This window comes from Cytobacillus sp. IB215665 (assembly GCF_033963835.1).
GTDB lineage: Bacteria > Bacillota > Bacilli > Bacillales > SM2101 > Nanhaiella.
Genome location: NZ_JAXBME010000005.1, coordinates 266,376 through 287,419, shown reverse-complemented (window position 1 = coordinate 287,419; position 21,044 = coordinate 266,376). Strand labels below are relative to the sequence as shown.

At 33.2% G+C, this 21,044-nt stretch carries 21 protein-coding genes; 6 read left to right on the top strand and 15 right to left on the bottom strand.

What is annotated here, in order from left to right:
* Positions 1-196: 196 nt before the first annotated feature.
* Positions 197-1,087: an AraC family transcriptional regulator gene (locus SLH52_RS09575; protein ID WP_320209035.1), complete on the bottom strand. Its 891-nt coding sequence runs from the start codon at positions 1,085-1,087 to the stop codon at positions 197-199.
* A 106-nt stretch (positions 1,088-1,193) separates the two neighbouring features.
* Between SLH52_RS09575 and SLH52_RS09570 the strand changes: the two genes are divergently transcribed.
* Positions 1,194-2,138 (top strand): EamA family transporter, encoded by a 945-nt coding sequence (locus SLH52_RS09570; protein ID WP_320209034.1) that lies wholly within the window; start codon positions 1,194-1,196, stop codon positions 2,136-2,138.
* 407 nt (positions 2,139-2,545) lie between these two features.
* Here the strand turns inward: SLH52_RS09570 and SLH52_RS09565 are convergent, their stop codons facing one another.
* The 3 genes from SLH52_RS09565 to SLH52_RS09555 form a co-directional block, all read right to left on the bottom strand.
* Positions 2,546-3,631 carry a glycosyltransferase gene (locus SLH52_RS09565; RefSeq protein ID WP_320209033.1) on the bottom strand — a complete coding sequence of 362 codons (1,086 nt, stop codon included), beginning with the start codon at positions 3,629-3,631 and terminating at the stop codon, positions 2,546-2,548.
* Between the two features lie 464 nt (positions 3,632-4,095).
* Positions 4,096-4,662 carry a hypothetical protein gene (locus SLH52_RS09560; RefSeq protein ID WP_320209032.1) on the bottom strand — a complete coding sequence of 189 codons (567 nt, stop codon included), beginning with the start codon at positions 4,660-4,662 and terminating at the stop codon, positions 4,096-4,098.
* Positions 4,663-4,978: 316 nt separating this feature from the next.
* Entirely contained in the window at positions 4,979-6,019 is a 1,041-nt protein-coding gene (locus SLH52_RS09555; protein WP_320209031.1) for a class I SAM-dependent methyltransferase, read from the bottom strand.
* Positions 6,020-6,571: 552 nt separating this feature from the next.
* Between SLH52_RS09555 and SLH52_RS09550 the strand changes: the two genes are divergently transcribed.
* The gene (locus SLH52_RS09550; protein WP_320209030.1) at positions 6,572-7,120 is read left to right on the top strand and encodes a hypothetical protein; all 549 of its coding nucleotides are present in this window, start codon (positions 6,572-6,574) and stop codon (positions 7,118-7,120) included.
* A 120-nt stretch (positions 7,121-7,240) separates the two neighbouring features.
* Here the strand turns inward: SLH52_RS09550 and SLH52_RS09545 are convergent, their stop codons facing one another.
* Positions 7,241-8,629, bottom strand: a complete 1,389-nt coding sequence (locus SLH52_RS09545) for a HAMP domain-containing sensor histidine kinase (RefSeq protein ID WP_320209029.1) — start codon at positions 8,627-8,629, stop codon at positions 7,241-7,243.
* Positions 8,622-9,296 carry a response regulator transcription factor gene (locus tag SLH52_RS09540; protein WP_320209028.1) on the bottom strand — a complete coding sequence of 225 codons (675 nt, stop codon included), beginning with the start codon at positions 9,294-9,296 and terminating at the stop codon, positions 8,622-8,624. Before SLH52_RS09540 ends, SLH52_RS09545 begins: the two co-directional genes overlap by 8 nt.
* A 770-nt stretch (positions 9,297-10,066) precedes the next feature.
* Here SLH52_RS09540 and SLH52_RS09535 point away from each other — a divergent pair.
* Positions 10,067-11,134, top strand: a complete 1,068-nt coding sequence (locus SLH52_RS09535) for an MBL fold metallo-hydrolase (RefSeq protein ID WP_320209027.1) — start codon at positions 10,067-10,069, stop codon at positions 11,132-11,134.
* An 88-nt stretch (positions 11,135-11,222) separates the two neighbouring features.
* Here the strand turns inward: SLH52_RS09535 and rlmD are convergent, their stop codons facing one another.
* The 4 genes from rlmD to SLH52_RS09515 are packed head-to-tail and all read right to left on the bottom strand — an operon-like array spanning position 11,223 to position 14,640.
* Complete coding sequence (gene rlmD / locus SLH52_RS09530) at positions 11,223-12,656, bottom strand: 23S rRNA (uracil(1939)-C(5))-methyltransferase RlmD (protein ID WP_320209026.1); 1,434 nt, start codon at positions 12,654-12,656, stop codon at positions 11,223-11,225.
* Between the two features lie 11 nt (positions 12,657-12,667).
* A complete protein-coding gene (locus SLH52_RS09525) occupies positions 12,668-13,540 on the bottom strand; it encodes a DNA-3-methyladenine glycosylase (RefSeq protein WP_320209025.1) in 873 nt (290 codons plus the stop codon).
* A gap of 39 nt (positions 13,541-13,579) precedes the next feature.
* Positions 13,580-14,131 (bottom strand): DUF402 domain-containing protein, encoded by a 552-nt coding sequence (locus SLH52_RS09520; RefSeq protein ID WP_320209024.1) that lies wholly within the window; start codon positions 14,129-14,131, stop codon positions 13,580-13,582.
* A gap of 35 nt (positions 14,132-14,166) precedes the next feature.
* On the bottom strand, positions 14,167-14,640 hold the full coding sequence (locus SLH52_RS09515; protein WP_320209023.1) for an 8-oxo-dGTP diphosphatase: 474 nt from the start codon (positions 14,638-14,640) through the stop codon (positions 14,167-14,169).
* A 591-nt stretch (positions 14,641-15,231) separates the two neighbouring features.
* On the opposite strand from SLH52_RS09515, the gene SLH52_RS09510 reads away from it, so the two are divergent.
* Both SLH52_RS09510 and SLH52_RS09505 read left to right on the top strand, forming a co-directional pair.
* A complete protein-coding gene (locus SLH52_RS09510; protein ID WP_320209022.1) occupies positions 15,232-16,119 on the top strand; it encodes a DUF4097 family beta strand repeat-containing protein in 888 nt (295 codons plus the stop codon).
* A gap of 190 nt (positions 16,120-16,309) precedes the next feature.
* Positions 16,310-16,705, top strand: a complete 396-nt coding sequence (locus SLH52_RS09505; RefSeq protein WP_320209021.1) for a VOC family protein — start codon at positions 16,310-16,312, stop codon at positions 16,703-16,705.
* A gap of 97 nt (positions 16,706-16,802) precedes the next feature.
* On the opposite strand, the gene SLH52_RS09500 is transcribed toward SLH52_RS09505, so the two are convergent.
* From SLH52_RS09500 to SLH52_RS09490, 3 genes are all read right to left on the bottom strand, one after another.
* Positions 16,803-17,327, bottom strand: a complete 525-nt coding sequence (locus tag SLH52_RS09500; RefSeq protein WP_320209020.1) for a GNAT family protein — start codon at positions 17,325-17,327, stop codon at positions 16,803-16,805.
* A gap of 260 nt (positions 17,328-17,587) precedes the next feature.
* The gene (locus tag SLH52_RS09495) at positions 17,588-17,923 is read right to left on the bottom strand and encodes an antibiotic biosynthesis monooxygenase (protein WP_320209019.1); all 336 of its coding nucleotides are present in this window, start codon (positions 17,921-17,923) and stop codon (positions 17,588-17,590) included.
* A gap of 115 nt (positions 17,924-18,038) precedes the next feature.
* The gene (locus tag SLH52_RS09490) at positions 18,039-18,521 is read right to left on the bottom strand and encodes an XRE family transcriptional regulator (protein WP_320209018.1); all 483 of its coding nucleotides are present in this window, start codon (positions 18,519-18,521) and stop codon (positions 18,039-18,041) included.
* 237 nt (positions 18,522-18,758) lie between these two features.
* Here SLH52_RS09490 and SLH52_RS09485 point away from each other — a divergent pair, with 237 nt between their 5' ends.
* Positions 18,759-19,121: a GIY-YIG nuclease family protein gene (locus SLH52_RS09485; RefSeq protein ID WP_320209017.1), complete on the top strand. Its 363-nt coding sequence runs from the start codon at positions 18,759-18,761 to the stop codon at positions 19,119-19,121.
* Between the two features lie 223 nt (positions 19,122-19,344).
* On the opposite strand, the gene SLH52_RS09480 is transcribed toward SLH52_RS09485, so the two are convergent.
* Together SLH52_RS09480 and SLH52_RS09475 are read right to left on the bottom strand one after the other, a co-directional pair.
* A complete protein-coding gene (locus SLH52_RS09480; RefSeq protein WP_413785504.1) occupies positions 19,345-20,010 on the bottom strand; it encodes a glycosyltransferase in 666 nt (221 codons plus the stop codon).
* Positions 20,011-20,429: 419 nt separating this feature from the next.
* Positions 20,430-21,029 carry a histidine phosphatase family protein gene (locus tag SLH52_RS09475; protein WP_320209016.1) on the bottom strand — a complete coding sequence of 200 codons (600 nt, stop codon included), beginning with the start codon at positions 21,027-21,029 and terminating at the stop codon, positions 20,430-20,432.
* Positions 21,030-21,044 lie beyond the last annotated feature (15 nt).

The following is a 21,044-nucleotide window of genomic DNA, read 5'->3' as shown; positions in this document are numbered from 1 at the left end:
TTCAAAAATATTAATTTTATGAGTTTTCTGTGTTTTCATTTTATAAATTAGTACTATTGTATTATTTTTTTTGGATTTTTTTCAATACTTACAAAATATTACTATTTTTTCCCCCTCTTATTTCTTTTGACTTGCATTCTAGTAAAAAAGTATGTCCTTAAGTTCTAACTTCTTAACTAGCACTTACCTCTCATAATCAAGGAACTATTTTATTCTTTTTATATGCTAAAGGAGTCATATTGATCGACTTGCGGAATTTATCAATAAAATAACTTGTACTATTAAAACCTACTTGGTATGCAACTTCAGTAACATTTATATCCTCTTGTTGCAATAAGACTAGGCTTTGCTGGATTCGATAATCCATCACATAACCTAACGGCGTAGTATTTAACATCCGTCTAAAATATCTACAACATTCAGATCGACTCAATTCGCCTGCTTTTGCAATAGCTGCTAACGTAATTTTCCGCTCATAGTGGAGATGAATCCAGCTCAACATTTTTTTCATTCGCTCATTTTTTACCACTTCTGTTTGAACATATTCAAGGTTAAATCTATTAACAATTAAGCTTTTCCAAATATTCGCTAGTTGCATAGTGATATCAATTTCAAAACATGCTAATTGGTGCTCAATTAACTGCTTAATTTCTCCAATTGCATCTAGTATGTTTTCCCCCCAATTTTCATTTGTGTCTACATACAAATAAGGTAGATTCGTAGCTTGAATATACGGAGTAACATAGGTTGAATATAATTCTTGTGATAATAAAAAGTGTGGAGCAACATTCAAACAAATATAAACACATCCAGATTGATCCTTATCTTCAGCCATATGCAAGCAACCACTATTGATAAATAACCCATGACCTTCTTGAACAACTATCCTATCTTCATTTATTTGAAATATTGCTTCCCCTTTTTTAATGAATACAAATTGAACTTCATCATGCCAATGAAGTGGAATATATCCATGTATATTTTGCTTAATCTCAGTTTCGTAACATGCAATAGGTAGTGCAACTGTTTGGTGCTTCGTTTGCTCTTTTAAGCTTTGTTGGTCCACTTTAAAATTCTTTATTTGCACACAACCACCTCAATATACTTATATTTTATAGTGATATTTATGTATAAATTCTAATTACTTTCACTTATTATAGCACTATTATTATATTTTATATGGAGGTTACATGATGAAAAGACCCACAAGAAGAACTGGATTACTTCTCGTTATGATGGGAGCTCTATTTTGGGGAGTTGGTGGTACAGTTGCACAAAAACTCTTTCAACAATACGCCATCGATGTCAACTGGTTAGTAACAACACGATTACTTATCGCCGGCTTATTACTCATATCAATACAATTTGTTCGAAAAGACCGCACTCAAATACTCGGGGTATGGAAGAATGGGAAGGTAGCTATACAACTCATTATCTTTGGCTTATGCGGGATGCTTGCAGTGCAATACACTTACATGGCATCCATCAAACATGGAAACGCTGCTGTTGCAACACTGTTACAATATTTAGCACCAGTGTTTATTATCGTTTACTTAATAATACGTAAACAAACTATATTAACGAAGCGAGATCTATTAACTGTGTCTCTCTCTTTAATCGGATGTTTTTTCTTATTAACTAACGGATCCTTTTCACAATTGTCAGTTCCAACCATTGGGATAGTTTGGGGTGTGTTATCTGGCGTAGCATTAGCATTTTATACTTTATATGCCGTTCCTTTGCTGAAACAATACGATTCCCTTGTCATCGTTGGCTGGGCTATGATTATAGGTGGAATCGCTTTAAGCTTTGTTCATCCACCTTGGCAAATAGATTATTCAAGCATTAATGCACTAAGCTTCTTTTATCTCATATTTGTCATCGTATTCGGAACAATGATTGCATTTTGGTTTTATATCGAAAGCTTACAAAGTCTCTCACCTAAAGAAACAAGCCTTATAAGTAGTTTAGAACCATTAGCTGCTGTATTAACTACGGTATTTTGGTTAAAAGAGCCCTTTGGATTTTTTCAATGGCTAGGTACCACTTGTATCATAGGGATGATTATATTGTTGGCTCTAAATAAAAACTATTCAAAGGATAATCAAACGATTAAGAAGCCTCTAACAATTAACTGATGCCGGCTAATTGTTAGAGGCTTAATATCTTACGTTACAGAAAACGAAACACTACGTGATAGGATTTAAGAAGTATCCCTTCTAAAGTAACTTTTCATACACTTTGTTGCTTTTGTTATTTACATTTGAATAATTAATGTGTATTAAATAATTTTTTTAGTCTTTTGAGAAGAAAAGGTGTCACGAACTCTAGTTGTGTACTTATTTGCCTATTAATACGAAAAACAACAATTAATGCGAAAATAGCCATACTAAATGACAAATGAAAATAATGAGATATTAGCGGATATTATCATTTTATAGAAGAAAAAGTGTCACAAAACTATACAGTGTGTACGTATTTATTGCTAATGAATCATTGCGTAAACAGGCAAATTCAGTGAACATCTGTATTCATTAACAAATATTCAATTATTCTGATTAGTTATTTCATGAAAAAACTGATTATACTCCTTTACTACAGAACTGTCAGGTATATATTTTGCTGCTAAGTCATTATGCAATTTCGCATTTTGATAGTCCTTTAAATGAATATAGCAGCTGCACAATTCAAGGTGAGGAAGCCATGTGTAACATGGTTCCTGAAAGATTGTTACACGGTCCTCTAATTCTGGGATATCAAGATTAGTAGCTATTTTATACCAGCTTATTGCCTGAGTTATTTCGTTTTTTATTTGAAAACAATATGCTAATCTACAACACATTTCTGCTCTCGGAGAATCAATTGTAAAAGATGTTAAACAATACTCAATTGCTTTTTCATAATCTTTTAGACTAATATAAGTATCCGCAAGCTTCCAACATGCATAGTTACGAAAATCTTTAGCCTGATCTTCTGTGGCCAAAAAGGTGTCGAATAATTCAATGGCTTTATCAAATTGTTGATGATCTAAGCATTCATTTGCATAATGAAGCACATCCCTCGGAGTTAACGTTTTCTTTTCTGCAATGACTTTTTCATATATTTTTATGTTGCGATCTGATTTTGTTCGGACTTTTTTGTGCTGAATAATAATATTTGCTTTGAATACTTTACCCGATACTTTAATTTCCTCATGAACATATCCATGCCATTTAAAATTACATTCCTTCTTCACTATCCGATTACGATAGATTGTTAAGATAGGTCTTCCCTCTGAGTCAAAGCTATATTGATAAGGCATCATGATCGCATCAGGGTTAAGATCAAACAGGTTTTTCTTTATTTCAGCGATTTTATGCTGACTTTCATTTGGTACAATATCATCTGCATCAAGCCACATAATATAATCTTTCGTAGCTTTTGAAAAGGAGTAATTTCGAGCCTTTGAGAAGTCATCTACCCATTCAAAGTCATAAATTTTATCAGTATATTTCATTGCTATTCCCTTCGTTCTATCCGATGATCCAGTATCAACAATAATAATTTCATCCATTAATTCGGCTATAGAAGATAAACAATTATCTAATACTTCTTCTTCATTCTTTACAATCATACAAAGGCTAATTTGCATGCTTTCACCTCCGTTTAGAGCTCATTGTTGCTAATATTTTATGATTTATGGTAGAAGGTGTTACAACGCAAAAACAGGTCTAGAAGTGAGGGTATTTATTTTTATCCTATACATACAGTTTGAAACGCTAATACATAAACATTTAATTAATTCAGTTAACATTTTCAAATTAGACAATATAAAAATGCAAGGATCTGTAATGAAAAGTTGCCGATCTATATGACTAGCAAGTTCATAAAATACGTAAATTATAAAAAAACACATAATTTCTCCTCAAAATCAAGCTTGCTTGAGGCAAACGAACCTAAAAAAACAAACAAAAAAGCAACTTTAAAATAAGCATTACATTACTTATTGAAGTTACTTTTTTCTGTATATAACCCATCATTATTAAATATGTTATTATGTCTCGAATATATATTAAGTCAAGCTTATAAAATAAAATTCTTGGCAAGTAGTTAAATTTAAGTGTACCTTGTTATCGCTAAATCTGGTGACCTATATGTTACACTACCCGTAACTTGACTTGGCACAACATTAACTGGTTGATTTGGAACATCATTAGATATAAAAATAGTTTTTGATACAGAATGAGTACCTTGATTATTTTCGAAGGTAAGTGATTCATTTAATGGGGAGCCACCTACGTTTACTTGAAGATTTATACTTGAATTTTCTTGTAGACTACAAACCATACCATATGTGATTTCATATATTGCCCCTCCAGCAGCTGGAAGTATGATTGTATTTGGCGTAGTTGTCGTATCAAAGCCTCCAAAACATGGTCCCATACTAGGCATAATAATAGGTTGATCCTGGATAGCAGACATAGAACCAACGGCAGAATCAAAAATTGAACAAACACCTAATGCGCTACCTGGCGGGCCAGTATTTCCCGTTGGTCCTTGTGGACCCATATTTCCCATTGGACCTTGTGGACCTTGTGGACCAGGTTTCCCCATTGGACCTTGTGGGCCAGATGGCGGTGAAGGAACGACTCTACACTTACAATCTTTGTCCTTATCATGCATAACTTTCACCTCCATTTGCTTTTACAAGTTATATTTATATTTATGACTATTTTTCATTTTTGCTTGGACTAACTACTACAGCTTGCCAAAAAAAATGTAGACATTCTATTCGATAGCCAGCCTTCTACATCAAAACTATTAAATTAACTCCTTCCTATATGGTCTTTTCAAAAACTATGTTCCAATATTACAATAAATATATGTTTATCATCGCTTTACAAAAGACAGAATGCCACGAACTCTTAAGGCAAAACCCCCTATAAACTCTCGTATAAAGCAATGTATTAAAGCATCATTTATTTCTGCGTTTGACGATTCATTGTTTCGCTACGATAAGCTCCATCGATCCATAAAACCTTTTTGAAGCAGAGTACTCCATACATACAAAACCGCTTATTTCTAAAGCTTTTAACAATGACGTATATGAAAAATAATTTACATGTTCGCAAACTCTCCACATGGCATCTTTATCCTTCATGATTGCTGTATAGCCACTTTCAAAATTGGGTGTTGAAATCCATAGTATTCCATCTTTTTTCAACAGAGTGCGGACTTTCTTTAACACCTTCAATGGCTCAGGTGTGTGCTCGATAACATCTCCTAAGATGATCACATCGTATAATTCGTTAGTTTCATAATGCATAATATCTGTTTTAACGATAGGTATTTCTAACGTATCACTAACATGTTTAGCATATACAGGACGTATTTCTACTCCAGTAATGCTATAAAGAAACTCTTTAGCGACAGCAGCCATTTCACCAGCCCCTGTTCCTATATCTAACAACTTGCTCCCTTTTGAAAAACGCTTTATGTTACTATAGATATCTCCTATAATAGGTAAAGTTTCAACCCTTTTTTGGAAATACAATTCTGGAGATGAATTTGTTAAAATCTTGTTAAGTTCACTTGGATAATTATGAGCAAAAATATGGTTACAAGGTCTACACTGCATCCATATCCTCACAGGGTTGAACCCTTGCACAAAGTCTACATTTGTCACGGAGTTATAACATGAATGAAGTTCACCTTGTAACGAACATAATGGACAGGCTGTTACCTTATGTTCTGGTTCTTTGAAAGAATGATAGTTGAAATGATACATAGGATGAGTTTCTGGTATTAGCTTATTAGCTAACAAGGGGTCTTGTAGAAAAGCATTTGTGTGAAATTGTGACGATTCCTTCACCAGTTTTTTTCTATTATAAATTTCACCTAAACGAAAGGAAGCTATGGGTGAAAGCTCTTTATGCTCTTTATCGTACAATAGTAAATATTTTTCTTCGGCGTCGTGGTCTTGATTATTTTTTAATAATTGCTCTGCCTCAGTAAAGACATCTTCGTAACTATTATTCAACACAATACCTACTTTCTTGTCATTTGTCAGTACCTACTTCCTAATGATGAATCGTGCATATTGAGTCAATAAAGAAATCAACCATAGTTCCTTAACTCCTACTATGAGGAAAGCTAATAATAAAAGTTCACAATCCCAATGAAAAAAATGTAATCGTTAGTCCAAAAAAATTTTCAAAATAATGATTTTTTTATCGACTCTTCAATCAGTCACTTCTTCATGCTGATTTATAAACCTGATCGTAACTATAATGCAATTCCTCGCATCACGTATTAAACTTGTTCAAATTATTGTATGTGCATGGAAGAAAAAAGTGTTTACTCGATAGTTTGAAAGGTTTTAGACTCATCTTTTTAGCTCGAGTCTTTCAGTAAGAGTCGGATAAATCGATAAGCTACATACCTTTATACCAGTCATAATAAAACTTCGATAAACTTTGTACAGTTCTCAATAGAATGCACACTTAACCCACACATGAATTACACATGAAATTCATATTAAAATGTTGTAATACACTTGTAAGAAAAATTTTCAAAAGGAGAGAATACTAATATGAAATTTTTATCTTTAGCAATTGCAAGTGGTCTATTAACTACAGGATTAGGAGCTTCAGGAGTATATTTAACTGAAGATGAAAACTTAACAACAGAAGAAAAATTATTACAATATGGTACTGAGTTCGAAGGGGGAACCCAAATAGCTATTAAAGATATTCCTCAAGATCTATGGGATGAAATAGAGACTACTAATTCTTTAGATGAGCATAACTATCAACTTTTAGAAGTTTATGAAGACGACAAAACAGGACTCCACTTTGTACAAGACCCTGAAACAAAAGAATATTTGCACAAGTTAAAAACGCTTAAAACAGATATCAGTACAGGTGAAATCTTTGACGCTGAAACAGACGAATTATTAACAAAGCCTTCAGAAATTGTTGAACGATTGTGGGTGGAGGTAGAAGGAGGAATGCAAATGTCTAAAGATGATGTTCCAGAAAAACTCATGAATCTTTTAAATGATGAATTAGGCCCTATTGAAGATGAATATAAACTTATCCAAGTTGATCCAGAAACAGGAGAGCCTATTGAAGAAAATTAAAGTAACCAAGTTGATTTAATATACAAATATCCATAGGAGCAATGAACCAAGATTTCTCCTATGGATATTATAGTTAGAAATGCTTCTTATACCACTTACTAAACCACAGTACATATTTAGTTATACTGGAATATTAATCGTAAATAAAACACCATTCTTCACATTTTTCATTTCATATTGTACATGAATAATATTAAAAACACGTTTTACAAGATACAATCCAATACCTGTACCACCAGAATTTCGATTCCTTGACTTTTCCAATCTATTAAATGGCTCAAAGATTGATTTTAAGTGGTCTTCTTCAATGAACACACCTGAATTGAATACAAATACGTTAATATTTGTATCTTCCTTCTGACAAGAAATTTGAATTTCTGCTTCATTAGGAGAATACATCATCGCATTATGAATAACATTTCTTAACCCTTTTTCTAAGAGGTTTTTATCTGTTTGAACGATTATATCAGGATCAATTTCTAGACTTACATTTAATTTTTTGTCAGATGAAAAATAGGAAAAAGAATAAACAATATCCTGTATAGTTCTAGATATATTCACGTCAGTTAAAGATGGATTAAACCCTACATTTTCGATTTTAGAAAGATTCAAAATTTCTTTAACGAGACCCTCAAGGTCCTCCATCACGTTCAAGCTTCGTTTCAAGTAACTATCGCGATCTTTATATATTCCTATACGATGAAGCATCCCTTCTAGTTGACCTTTTACGATCGTGATCGGGGTTTTTAATTCATGTGAAATTGCCGCAAATAGATCTTTTCTTTCTGCTTCAATACTTTTTACATGTTCGATGTCTTTTGTTAATAATTCATTTGCAATATGAAGATCATCTATTGTCCTTTGTAACCTAGATGACATATTATTTAAGGTTTCTGCTAGTTCACCAATTTCATCCTCTGCTTTATACTCACTTTTAGTTGAGAAATCTAGTTTCGCCATTTTTTTCCCTACTGAGTTAAGCTCTAGTAAAGGCTTGGATAAAATTCTTGCATAAAACATAGCTCCTAAAATCGAAATGAGAAAAATGACAATGATTACATAAGGAAAAAACCTTAATATAGCACTTTGAGCTTCATCAACGGGCTGCAAGGTTTGAGAAATTTTAATAATATAATCTCTTTCTTTTAAAGAAATTGACTTCTCTAATTCATTTGTTTCTAATAACTCTTGCCTAAGATAATCTTTTGGAGCTGTAACCAAACCATAATCACTTTTCGTATCTATTAAGTATACCATTGCATTATTTTCATCCTGATATTGTTGTGAGGCTTCAAAGAACTCTGGTAAAGACTTACCTTCAGTCTCTTTAATTAAATCGGACATTGCTATTTCTAATCGATTCAATTTATAATCCTTATAATATCCTGGAAGGAAAAAATAAATTGAAAAGTAAATCATTAAAGAAGCACTTAATAGTAATAGCGTTGTTATAACAAAAATTTTGAAAACAATACCTCTATGTTTCATTTGACTAAGAAATTTACTCATTTATCTTATATCCTAATCCCACGACTGTTTTAATGTAGTCACCGTTTATTTTTTTTCGGAGATTCTTAATATGAGTATCAATGACTCTTGTATCTGCATAAAAATCATATCCCCATAGTTTATCAATCATCATTTCTCTCGTAATCACCCTTCCTTTATTTTCCATCAACAGCTGAAGCAATTCAAATTCCTTCTTCGTGAGGTTCACCAAACCGTTTTCTTCATAAGCTTGGAAGGATTGTAAATCAAGAATTAAGTTTTCATATGTAAGCTGTGTGCTTGATTTATTCTTTGGTCGTTTATTTCTTCTTAGTATGGCTTCTACTCTCTTAATAAGAATGTTAAAAGAAAAGGGTTTTGTAATATAATCGTCAATGCCTAACTCAAAACCTTTAATTTGCTCAACATCATCTTCTAACGCAGTAAGCATAATTATCGGAACTTCAGACTGTTGTCTTATAAGTTGACAAAATTGAAATCCATCCATATTCGGCATCATAATATCCATAATAATAAGGTCTATTTCTTCATATTGTTGAAACATTGTAAACCCTTCAAGGCCGTCACTTGCCAATTTCACATGATACTGCTGTGATAATAAAAATTCGCTAATTAGTTCGCGAATATCATTGTCATCTTCAACGACAAGAATTGTAGGCATGATCATCACTCTCCCCTAATACATAAGCCAATTGGGCATCTTATGAAATATTATCTCATATTCATGTGTATTCTATGTGGAGTTGTCCATTTAATATTTAGGAGTTTCAAAGGAAAAAAGATTATGATAAGTAATCAACTAAAAGGACTTTGTATAACTGTTTTCGAATTGATTGTTGTATTTCATACTAATAATAAACACGGATATAACTATAGTTTCGTAGCATCTCTTCTTCTATCATGATGATAATCTTATAAGGCTTCTTTTTACTAGCGTAATTTTGCATAAATAACAATAAAGTTTTCGCAAAGAGCCTTTTATTTCAAAGTAAGGTTTCTTTATCAAATAGCTTCTCTAGCCCTTTAAATCCTTCCATGTGCTTGTTTTACAGAAATCAAAAACTCAATACACTCGTATTTATGAAAAATCTATCATTTCAATTGCCTGAATGTAAGCTCTTCAATAGTCCATTATTTAGCTATTGGATGTATCAGTATGTTGAAGTATCAGCATTTTCACTTGTAATGGACCATTCTCCTTTTTGAACATATGTGACTTCATTTCAACTAATCGTTTAAAAGTCTCCATCATGAGAACCTCGTGAACATATATTGTCTATAGTTATATAAGGTGTTCCTAACTAAACAAAATGATTACTTTTTTGTTCGTTTGACTCGAACATCTTGAGCATAATAAAAAAATAAATTCGCATAATAAAGACAGTGAAATTAGTCTTTTTCACGTACCTAATTCAATGCAAAGAAAGGGTGTAAAACTTGTCGCAAAAACGACGGATTTCAAAAAAATTGATTGTAGTTTGTATTATGGCACTTACACTATTACAAGCAACATATCATGCTCAAAGTGTTATGGGATACGAGCAGGAAACTGAAAGAAATGACATGATAATTCAAACAAATAGTAGTAATGAATTAGAAGAAGACAGCCGAGTAGCGCCACTTCCTGAAAATGCAAAAGGACCAGCCATTCCCATGGATAAAGGATATTTAGTCGAAGAAATAGGAGATGGAATTTATGCAGTAATGGATGGCATTTTCACGACGATGTTCTTCACTACTGGCAAAGGTGTAATAGCGGTGGATGCACCACAGTCACTAGGAGAGAAGTATTTAAATGCGATCAAAGAAGTAACAGATGAACCGATAAAATATCTCATCTATACTCATGCACACAAAGATCATATTGGTGCTGCATCTTTGTTTCCTGATGATGTTGAGATTTTTGCGCATGAAGAAACAGCAAAAATATTAGAGAAACGCCAAGATCCTAACCGTCCAATCCCTACAAAACCATTTAAAGGTAGTCAGAAGAAGTTAAAACTTGGTAACAAGGAACTTCTATTAGATTATATGGGGGATAATCACCAAAGAGGTAACATATTTATTTATGCACCAGATCAAAAAGTTCTAATGGCTGTGGATATCATTTTTCCAGGTTGGGTACCTTTTCGTTATTTAGCTCTTTCTGAAGACATCCCAGGGTACATAGAAGCTCACGCTAAAATAATGGAATATGACTTTGACACATTAGTTGCTGGTCACGTTACGCGCTTAGGTACACGTGAGGATGTACAAACTCAAATTGACTACATGAATGATGTACAGAAAAATGCAGAAAATGCTCTGAAAACGACTGATCTTAATGCAATTGGGCAAAATGTCGGCTTTGAGAACCCTTGGCACCTCATGGATGTTTATTATGATGAGATGATCAAATCTTGTAATGACGCGACCGTTCCAAAATGGATTGATAAACTAGGTGGAGCTGATATATATACCGACACTCACTGCTCCAAAATAATAGATAGTTTACGACTTGATTAGTGAAACAATGTGAGCTTTGGAATATTATGATAAAATTAAAAGCAGCTTTTGCAAGCTGCTTTTAATTTTTGATACCTTCTTACTTTTACTATTTATTCAACTCCAAGACGGCGACTGCCTCTACATGCCCCGTATGTGGGAACATGTCAACTGGTTGAATATATTTTATTTTATATAGTCTATTTAGCTTTTCAATATCTTTAGCTAGTGTTGATGGGTTACAAGAAACATAGATCACTTTTTTCGGTTTAACCTTTTGAATTGTTTGTAATAACGCATCGTCACAGCCTGACCTTGGTGGATCGACAACAATTGTGTCTGGCTTCCAGCCTTCTTTGACCCATTTCGGTAGCAGTTCTTCGGCTTTTCCTTGGACGTAAGTGGCGTTTTTGTAGCCGTGTTTTTTAGCATTTTTATTTGCGTCTTCAATAGATTCCGCAATGACATCCATACCACGAATTTCTGCTGCACCCTCAGCCAACCATAGACCAATCGTTCCTACACCACAGTATGCATCAACAATTTTTTCTTTACCAGATAATGCGGCTGCTTTTTTCACTTCTTCATATAGCTTTACCGTTTGGATAGGGTTTAGCTGGAAGAACGTTCTCGCCGATAACTCAAATGATAAGTCACCGAGTGTTTCTTGTATGACTTCATTACCATGTATATGAACTGTTTTTTCTCCGAAAATGAGCGACGTTTTTTGACCGTTAATGTTTTGCATAATGGACTTTACTTCTGGCAAACGGTTTGTAATTTCTTTGATTAGCTGCTCTTTGCGAGGTAGCTTATCCGTTCTCGTTACAAGCACAACCTGTACTTCCTCTGTTTTAAAACCAACCCTGGTTACAATTGTTCTAATATCTCCTGAGCGTGATTTTTCATTGTAAATTGGTATTTGCATGTCTTGTAATATGCGTTTAATGACATTTGTCACTTTGGTCGTTGCTTCATGCTGGATCATACAGTTATTGATGCTCACAAGTTGATGTGAGTTCAAGCCATATAACCCGGCAATGACATTTTGCTTTTGCATACCTAGTTGGAATTGGCTTTTGTTTCTGTAATTCCACGGGTCTTCCATACCGATGGTTTCTTTTATTTGAATCTTTTCAACAGGTACTTTTCCATAACGTTCAAATGCCTGTACTACGATATCACGTTTTTGTTTTAACTGCTCATTATAGTCAAGATGCATTAATTGACAACCACCACATTTAACATATAAAGGACATGGTGCCTTAACACGGTGTGGTGATTTAATGCGAATTCTTCTAATAATAGCTTCTGCATATTTAGAATGAATAACCGATGCTTCCGCTAAGATTTCTTCTCCAGGTAAGGCTCCTGGTACGAAAACAACTTGTTTTTTGAAATACCCTACACCTTCACCATTAATGCCAAGTCGTTTAATCGTTAACGGGAATTGCTGACCCTTTGTAAGGGTAATTGATGTATCTTGTTTTTGCTGTCTATTTCGATTTTGTTGCCTTGAGCGATTTTGTCGTTTCTGTTTCATTGTCACAACTCCTAAGAATTTTCAATACTACGCCATAAATACAATGAAGCATAGCTTAAGTATGGAGCCCACTTCTCACTAAGTTCATCCATTTCGTCTTTAGTGGGCTTATCATCCAGTGAAAAATATTTTTTTAGTGCATTTTGAATACCTATATCTGCTTTTGGAAAGAGATTTTTCCTACCTAATCCAAATAATAATACATTTTGTGCTGTCCACGGACCGATCCCACGGATTTTCACAAGAGATGAAATGACATCTTCGTCCGACATGTTGATTAGTTCATCTAAGTTTAGCTTTCCCTCAGAAATTAATCTCGATGTATCTATAACATATTCAGCTTTACGCTGACTAAATTGTAATTCTCTCAGCATGTCATATGAAAGTTCAGCAATTTGTTCCGGTAATGGGTAAAACCAAACACCATCTACTTCACTTCCAAATGTTTTCACAAAACGCTCAGTTAGCGTAAATGCAAATTTTAAATTTAACTGCTGATGAATAATACATTTCATTAAACAGCCGTATAAATTAAAATCAAGAACAAGAGGTGTTCCACGGTGTTCCTCAAATAACTTATTTAAATTAGTTTGTTTAAAGTGATCTGCTATTTTTTGAAGAGGAACATTCCACTGAAATAAGTGATTTAATCTCCTCATTACTTCATCTTGAAGCGTACTTTGTTCACCACTTATTATAAAGCTTGGATGGTTGATAGTACCAATATTTCTCACCGTAGCGATAGTTCGTTCATTATCAATATAAAGTGGTACATTTACCATTTTTGCCTCTACATCAACTTGATTTAATGGATCTAGTGATAAACGTCCCAACACTCTATTAAAATCGTATGGAGGCGAAATGTCAACTTCTTTTACCCACATAATTAGCCTTCCTTCCTTTTTTATCATCGAATCTATTAGTTAAGTGCACCCTTCATCACAATTTTTAAGCATATGTTTATGGGCTATTGATAAATGAAGTAGCTTGAAAGAGCCTTCTTCAAGTTGTTGATGGATTAGGTTTGCTTCTTCCCAAGCCTTATCGTATAAAGTTTCATCTATTATTCCTTTTAATCGCGCATCTTCTAATTCATCAGCATCTTGCTGGAAAATTGCTCCAGATGGTAATACAATTAAATCTAAAAATAAATCATCCATATAAGGTATATTATTTTCTACACCATTTTCGTTACAAATATCTATATACCATTGAACAACTTCACCTTTTTCATTAAACATAGTAGTAACTGAATGATGTTTATTTATAGGGAATTGTTGAAGCCATGAATAGCCATCATCAACAATACAGACATTTTGTGTTTCATAACTCACAGTTAATGGCTCAGTAACTTTATTAATTGTTAGTAAAGATATGTGTCCTTTAAAGTCACTAGAATGAAGATAAGCTTGGGAATACCGCCTTTTCACAACTCGCTTCCAATTTGAACGATCTGCATATTTACGCTTTAGCATTTTATTGTGCACTCCTTGAATTACTCTGAAAGGTTTTACGTTTTTTTAATACTAACAATACCCTCTTTATCACTTTCATTATCCCATTCTACTTGTATTTCAAACGTACCCTCTTCAAAGTACAGAGGAAACCTTCTCCTTATTGAGTCTTGCATAGGAAGATTGTATGCTTCCTGTATATCTACCCAAACAGGACGACCTTCCCGAGATTCTTGTAGTAATTCACCTGAGAAATCATTCGTAAAATAATTAAATATCATATATCTATCTTTTTTATCCACATTAACATATTCATATAAACCTTTGAACTCAAGGTTATGTACAACAAGGCCAGTTTCCTCCTTGACTTCCCTTAAAGCACTATCAACTATACTCTCAGGAAATTCAACCTTTCCACCGGGAGGTATAAATCCTTTTAAGCTATCATGCTGCCTATCTAATAGTAACACCTTGTTCCCATCTTGTATCATACAAACAGTCCAAATTTTATAGTTAATGTGGTCACTCATTAGAAACTCCCCCTACTAAGAAATGAAATTTTTTAATCAGCTGTTTGATATCTTAATTGAAGTATATTTCCTATAAAGGTGATAGTCGAACAGTACATCACGGTTTTCTGACAGTATAACATCGGTTTCGGACAGTAAAACACGTTTTTTCGACAGTATAACTCCGATTTTGGACAGTAAAACCTGGTTTTAGACTGTATTACATCGGTTTCGGATAGTAAAACATATTTTTCTGACAGTATAGCATCGGTTTCGAACTGTACATCACGCTTATCTGACAGTATTACATCAGTTTCGGACTTTAAGACACGTTTTTCGACTGTAATAGAACTTTGTTGGAAAGTAAAGGACAACGTGCGGACAATAACCAAATATCATTATTATACATGTATCAGATGAGTTTCTATACTTGACACACCATTTAGAAATGCCCATTATTAGTTAAATTTGTTATAATTGTTATAATTGCTATAAATACCATAAATATATACCCTTGCATAGATCTACACCATAATAATGGTCAGAATGTTTACCAATTGCAATATTCTTAATTTTCAATATATTAAAACCATTTATTCGAGGAGTGAGTTCATGAATAAAATTTCATATGGAGCATCAGTTCTGTGGAAGAGTTTTGTTAAAGCATCAGTTTCGACCATTGATAAGAAAATAAAAGATGACATGATTGAATTGTCTGAGAAAAAATCATTTTTAAGTGACGAAGTAAGTCAAATAAAAATAAATTCTTGTTCTAATAACGTAAGGTTCATATGTTCACGTGACAATGAGATCACAGTAGAGCTAACAGGACACGTAAACAGCAAATTAGCAGATAATTTCATACTTGATACAGAGATTAATGATAAACAATTAAATATTTCATTACGATCAAAAAAAACATCTCATATTGGTATAATCATTGATCTGTCTATTTTAAAAATAACTGCTCCTAAAAAACATTTTGATTCAATTGTTATTGACACATCGTCAGCAGACTTAGATATTGAAGATATATCAGCTAGTACAGTTACATTGAAATCACATTCCGGAGATATTAATGCAAAAAGAATTTTAGTAAATCATACATTTTCTATTGAAACGTCTAGTGGCGATATTGACATGATGAATACGAAATCAAATACACTTAATATAAATTCGTCAAGCGGAGATATTAGAGCACAACACCTATCATCTAAGCTTACAAACGCCAAAACATCTTCAGGCGATATTAAAATACTCACAGAAAAGCTAAATGGGAAAACGACTGTAGACTCCAATAGCGGTGATGTATCAATTATAACTGAAGATCAGCCTGAATCACTAAAAGTTGATTTTAAAGGCTCCTCTGGTGAAACAAATATAAAGCTACAGGGGCTCACATATGAAAAAAATAAACGTAATGCGGTGGTGGGAACTATCGGTAGTGGAGAGCATGAGCTGATTGTAAGAACTAGTTCTGGAGATTTTTCATTAAAATAAGCTTCCTCCCTCATTGCATACTTTAAGGTGATTTCTTTGAAACTGCCACCTAGCGAATGTTAGTAGTCAAAATAGTCAGTGTACAACCAAAGTATGAAAAATTATTACTCCTTTTGAGGAATGATAAATTGGATTTACCTAGATATACTAGTCTATAAGCAAGACTAATATATGAAATGGGGAAATTCACATGAGAAATTGTGTTCAGTTTAGAATAGCAAGACCTACGGACAACTTTGAAGAAGTCATTACATTTTATGAAGAAGGCTTAGGTTTAACAAGAATAGGAAGCTTTCAAAATCATGACGGGTATGATGGTGTGATGTTTGGCTTACCTGAAGTAGAATACCATTTAGAATTTACTAAGCATGTTGATGGAAGTCCATGTCCTGCCCCAACGAAGGATAATTTGCTCGTCTTTTATATACCTAATATTAATGAAATTACAGAAATAAAAACGAAGCTGGACTTAATGGGGTATCATGAGGTTGAACCAGAAAACCCGTATTGGCAGGAAAAAGGAATTACTATTGAAGACCCCGATGGATGGCGGATTGTACTTATGCATTCACACGGTTTAACTTAGAGTAACATTATTACTTATTAGCAAGTCTACCACACAAACAAAATGTACCAGAGCTAATATTTAACTTGTTCTGGTACATTAGTTGAGATGAGTCTACTCATTTTATCATCGAGTAAACATATGTATCATAAGGTCTACCATTCTGATATATATTATTTCTTAAAACGCCTTCTTTTTGAAACCCAAGCTTTGTTAATAGATTATTAGAGGCATCATTTTCAAGGAATACAACTGCGCCTATTCTAGTTAGATCAAGTGAATCGAATCCATAGGTAATAATTTTTCTAATGGCCTCTGATGCATACCCTTGGTGCCAATAAGCTGGATTAATTTCAAAACCTATTTCGGCCCTTTTGTATTTAGGTAGCCAAGCATTAAAGCCGATTGTCCCAATGATTCCATCAGTGCCCTTTATTTGTATCCCCCACCTAATCCCCCTTTTTTCTTTGTAATTATTTGCAAAGAAGTTTACTATATTTTTTGCTTGCTCTATACTCACTAACGATTCCTGCCCATAATACCGTGTGACATCGTCATTAGAAAAACAAGCAAATATTCCTTCAGCGTCCGCTTCTGTAATTTCTCTTAAAATTAATCTATCAGTTGCTAATTCTGGAAACACTTAATCACCTCTTATAGGTTTTTCAATTAAAAACGTTTTCTCTAATTTACTTTTCATCCTTTATTAAAAAAATTCAAAATGATTTCGCTAATAAGATTTCATCTCTTACAGGAATACCACTCTCTGCATACAAAGGTATTTCAGGCTTCGTTTTTCATTGCAATAATATCCTCAGGAAATTACCTACCCATCTTTTATCAATGTCGATGATCTTCATTATAATCACCCTTTTTAAAAGCTCACTTCACATTTGTATTCATTCAAAACCTGCCATAATGGTGATGAAGTCGCTCTATACATTCCTCCCAAGCTGGAATGCTATCATTTTCCCAATTCACCTTTTCTAATTCGTCTGCAATTTTCCTTGAGATTTTCATGGCTTTTAGATGACTTCCTGCATTTCTATAGTTTTTCATAGCACCTTCGTTTTCCCAAACAGTTAATGTCCAAAAAGTATCCCATCCTTCTTTATGCAATGAAGAATGCAGCAACCCTTCAGCTTTTTTTACTTGTCTTGTTGATTTATTTGTATAAAAAAAGAAGATAGGTAACATTCTTTTACCCCTCAGATGAAGTCTAGTGACAGAAATAAACATTGTTTCACCTCTCAAGTATGAATTTCCCTATTTTTCTTTATTTTCTCATATTTGTTTTAATATCTCTACTATAACTAACACCGTCTAATTTTGTAGGATAGGATTTCTAACAGGTTTAAACACGAATTTTTTCTAGAAGTAGATTTATTTCGCTTTCTTCAATATTTTCTAGTTGGTCCAAAAAAATATCAATTACTGCATTTAACTGATCATTGTCAGCATTTAACATAGTCGTTAAACGGAGAATTCTAACCTGCTTCGCTTTTTCCTTTTGAAGCTCAATTAATTTATCCTTCAAAATTATAGAATCTTCTTCTTTAGTTGCTTTATTTACCTCAAGCATTTCCACGTCAATTTTTGTTATTGGATCAAGAGGTTTTGCAAACTTTTTCTCATTTACTAATATATCGGCAGGAACTTCAAAATAGTCACATAAACTTTTTAACCTTTCATTTGGTATAGGTCTACGTAGTTTAATCCAGTCAGAAAATTGTTGAGGTGTAATATTTAATAGCTTTCCTATTTGGGTGTAAGATTGTTCGTTACGAACAACTAAATATTCTAATACAGTTTTTGAGTTTAATAGCCTCTGATACATATAATTCACCTCATCTTAATTTTTTTCGATTGTAATCGTAAAAGATTTTAAAGTCAACATCAACTAGTTTTTACAGTTTCTTCATACATTTATATTTGACATATTTTATGTCTGTGTTATTATTGACATAAATTACGTCATTTTAAACTAAGATTTATATGAGCATGTACCTTTTCTTCTTGCTTACTTAGCTGGTCATCAGTAAAACTATAACCTTATATTGAAGGAGGTCTTCATATGGACAAAAAGCAATTGAAAAGAGATTATAAACAAACCCATACTTTGATGGGTGTATACACGATAACGAACCTTGTAAACAGCAAAATGTATATTGGAAGCAGTATGGATTTAGATAAGATCATTAACCGCCATCAATTTGAACTAAAGTTTAAAACTCATTTCAATAAGGATTTACAAAAAGAATGGGATTCTTATGGTAAAGACAACTTTTCTTTTCAAATATTGGAGAAAATAAAGCCTGAAGAGGAAATTGTATTGAACTACAATGAATTAAATAAATACACTAACAGAATTAAAGACTTAGAAGAGAAATGGCATGAAGCATTACGAGCTGATTATAAGTATGTTGTTAAGATTTAACCACAGACTTTTCAGATCAAGATAACTTCTTGGCTATACTAATTTGTGCACAAATCGTATTCGTGGCTAATCAATGAGATAACTAACGCAATGGAACCCTTTCATCCACCAGTACTCCTTTCATAAAAGATGGAGCTAACTGAATAAGAGTTTCATGTCTTATTTAAAATAAAGTGGTGTCTCACGAATTGAGACACCACACTTCATCTTTTGTTGGCAAATATTAATGTCCGGAGTTAAACTGATCAGGAAATTGTTTAATAATCCCTTTAGCAAGCACATCTGCAAGCATGATGATATGTTTTTCCCCTGCATCAAAAGCAGCTATATCAGCGTCCCAATCCTTTTTTAACCTTGAGACAACTTCGTCGGCTGTTAATTTCAAATGTTCATACAGAGATTCTTTTAATTCTTCCTCTTTCCAGTTCGGATTTGCTTTACTTAGAAAAACTGCTAAATCATCAGCATTTCTATACCATTCTTTAGTGGATTTTTCCAACGCCTCTTTATCTTCTCTCTTTGCAGCATCAATAATTTCTCCTGCTATTTCAATATGTTCAGTAAGTAGTTTTGTTAACTGTTCACCAGCATCTTCTCCGTAATATGGTTTTATAGCATTACCAATATCGGCTTGATTTTGAAGTAATCTAGCAAGTACTTTTTCTTTGTCTTCTAATTCCGCAATAGCACTAATGATATAATTTCTCGTCCAGACAGTATGGTCTATCCAGAGGTTACGTAGGTCAAATTTTAAATTCACTACCGATTTAGTGTAACAATCCGTATGAGCCTTATGTTTACTATTCGCACTTGTACTTATAGGACCAGCTAGTACAGCAAATAACACAAGAACCACAATCATTGCGTTAATTTTGTTATGTTTCATCATTAGTCAATTCACTCCTTCTGTATTATTGAAGTTACTTTCTTATTTATTTTGGTTGATTTTATTTTTTTCATTCTAAAATCACGCTAATTTCCTGTGGGTTATTATTTTACAGAGGTTCTTTTCGTAAGCTTTGTTACTATTTTTCCTAACAGGGGGAAATACGATGAGATTAATGAGAACTCAATATATTTAATAGTAAGGTGCCGCGAACGCTAGGTGTATACGTGCTCATATCTATGAACTAGAAGTACCAATCCATGCTAAAACAATCTATCCATGAAATCACCTTTCTAATTAAATAGAGCAATAAATTTTTTAAAAAAAAGAAAACGCTTAGACATTACGCTAAACGTTTTAAAAATATTCATAGGACAAACTTATGTAGTTGAATTTTAACGAACCTCATGCGTAAACATTGTTTAGTAATGAACAATGTTTTCTTGGTCGTTATACTGAGAAAGGTGTGAAACAACATTATATTGCTCTATGCTCCATTTGCCATGGAAATGTAGGTGATTCATACAGGTGTTTCTTAAAACCGTTTTTCCAGTTCCAATCTCGCCATTAGACAATGTAGCTAAAATGGCATTGATGACTGCACCATGAGAAACAAGCAATATTTTTTGATTCGTAAACCTTTCATGTAATTCATAAAGTCCTTCCATGGATCGTTCTTGTAAATCGGTCCATGTTTCTTGATCTCTATATTTTTGATCTGGGAATTTAGTATTTCTTTCTTCAACAGTCATCCCTTCTGCATCTCCGTAATGCCTTTCCATAAACTTTTTCACTTCAATAAGTGGAATGTTGTGGTTGTTATTTATTATTTGTGCTGTTTGCTTTGCTCTTTGTAATGGGCTTGTAGCCAGTATGTCCCATTGAGAGTTTTTCAAAAACTCACTGCATTGGTGAGCTTGTATAATACCATTGCTATTTAGTGGTGTATCTTTTGTCCCTTGAAGTATGCCTTTTTTGTTCCAATCGGTTTCTCCATGTCTTATTAAACATATTGAAGTCATTTGTTAGCTCCTATT

Excerpts from the sequence above, each read along its gene's own strand:
- SLH52_RS09570 (WP_320209034.1), top strand. The coding sequence starts at position 1,194 with ATGAAAAGACCCACAAGAAGAACTGGATTACTTCTCGTTATGATGGGA.
- SLH52_RS09565 (WP_320209033.1), bottom strand. The coding sequence starts at position 3,631 with ATGCAAATTAGCCTTTGTATGATTGTAAAGAATGAAGAAGAAGTATTA.
- SLH52_RS09560 (WP_320209032.1), bottom strand. The coding sequence starts at position 4,662 with ATGCATGATAAGGACAAAGATTGTAAGTGTAGAGTCGTTCCTTCACCG.
- SLH52_RS09550 (WP_320209030.1), top strand. The coding sequence starts at position 6,572 with ATGAAATTTTTATCTTTAGCAATTGCAAGTGGTCTATTAACTACAGGA.
- SLH52_RS09545 (WP_320209029.1), bottom strand. The coding sequence starts at position 8,629 with ATGAGTAAATTTCTTAGTCAAATGAAACATAGAGGTATTGTTTTCAAA.
- SLH52_RS09540 (WP_320209028.1), bottom strand. The coding sequence starts at position 9,296 with ATGATCATGCCTACAATTCTTGTCGTTGAAGATGACAATGATATTCGC.
- rlmD (WP_320209026.1), bottom strand. The coding sequence starts at position 12,656 with ATGAAACAGAAACGACAAAATCGCTCAAGGCAACAAAATCGAAATAGA.
- SLH52_RS09525 (WP_320209025.1), bottom strand. The coding sequence starts at position 13,540 with ATGTGGGTAAAAGAAGTTGACATTTCGCCTCCATACGATTTTAATAGA.
- SLH52_RS09520 (WP_320209024.1), bottom strand. The coding sequence starts at position 14,131 with ATGCTAAAGCGTAAATATGCAGATCGTTCAAATTGGAAGCGAGTTGTG.
- SLH52_RS09515 (WP_320209023.1), bottom strand. The coding sequence starts at position 14,640 with ATGAGTGACCACATTAACTATAAAATTTGGACTGTTTGTATGATACAA.
- SLH52_RS09510 (WP_320209022.1), top strand. The coding sequence starts at position 15,232 with ATGAATAAAATTTCATATGGAGCATCAGTTCTGTGGAAGAGTTTTGTT.
- SLH52_RS09505 (WP_320209021.1), top strand. The coding sequence starts at position 16,310 with ATGAGAAATTGTGTTCAGTTTAGAATAGCAAGACCTACGGACAACTTT.
- SLH52_RS09495 (WP_320209019.1), bottom strand. The coding sequence starts at position 17,923 with ATGTTTATTTCTGTCACTAGACTTCATCTGAGGGGTAAAAGAATGTTA.
- SLH52_RS09490 (WP_320209018.1), bottom strand. The coding sequence starts at position 18,521 with ATGTATCAGAGGCTATTAAACTCAAAAACTGTATTAGAATATTTAGTT.
- SLH52_RS09485 (WP_320209017.1), top strand. The coding sequence starts at position 18,759 with ATGGACAAAAAGCAATTGAAAAGAGATTATAAACAAACCCATACTTTG.
- SLH52_RS09480 (WP_413785504.1), bottom strand. The coding sequence starts at position 20,010 with ATGATGAAACATAACAAAATTAACGCAATGATTGTGGTTCTTGTGTTA.
- SLH52_RS09475 (WP_320209016.1), bottom strand. The coding sequence starts at position 21,029 with ATGACTTCAATATGTTTAATAAGACATGGAGAAACCGATTGGAACAAA.